Annotated in this window: 1 protein-coding gene and 1 pseudogene; both read right to left on the bottom strand. The window is 64.7% G+C overall.

All coding sequences use genetic code 11. The features are described 5' to 3' along the window. Positions 1 to 410, bottom strand: a 410-nt coding sequence (locus tag JK635_RS29345) for a tetratricopeptide repeat protein (protein WP_202656402.1), incomplete at its 3' end; no start/stop codon positions are given. 20 nt (positions 411 to 430) lie between these two features. After that, positions 431 to 620, bottom strand: a pseudogene (locus tag JK635_RS29340) (hypothetical protein); the annotation flags it as partial.

Raw genomic sequence — 620 nt, 5'->3', positions numbered from 1 at the left:
GGGATGGCGGCATCCGGCGTGCCGCGCAGCAGATGCACGTAGGCCAGGTTGTTATGCAGATAGGCCACGCGCGGATAGTCGCGTGCCAGTTGCTCCAGCAGGGACAATGCCTCGTCGAGCTTGCCGTCTTCGGAATTGAGCACAGCCAGCGCGTTGCGCGCCTCGATCTGTCGCCGGTCCAGGCTGATCGATTGCTCATAGGCGGTCCGCGCCTGCGCCTTGTTGCCGCGCGCCTGGTGGAATTTGCCGAGCTGGTAATAGGTGGCGGCGGTCTGTTCCCCGGAACCGCGCACCTGCAGCAGCGGTTCCATCTTCATCGCGCGCGGCTCGGTCGGCGCCGGTGCGGTGGCGCAGGCCTGCAGCAGGCACAGCGATGCAACGGCGGCCAGGATAGGGCTGGGTGTTGGCATGATTTCCCCTTTTGTTGTGGTTATTGGCCGCTACCCATGGTGGGCAGAAGCACGCGGTAGATCTGGATGAAGGCCGACCCCATCAGCACCACCAGCAGCGACGGGAAGATGAAGAAGATCAGCGGGAACAGCAGCTTCAGCGCGATCTTGGCTGCCTGTTCCTCGGCGCGCTGGCGGCGCTTTGTGCGCAGCATCTCGGACTGCACCCGC

The organism is Neobacillus paridis (genome assembly GCF_016765675.1).
GTDB lineage: Bacteria > Bacillota > Bacilli > Bacillales > Cytobacillaceae > Neobacillus > Neobacillus paridis.
Note: the sequence above shows the minus strand (reverse complement) of the source record. Positions and strands in the feature narration are given on the sequence as shown.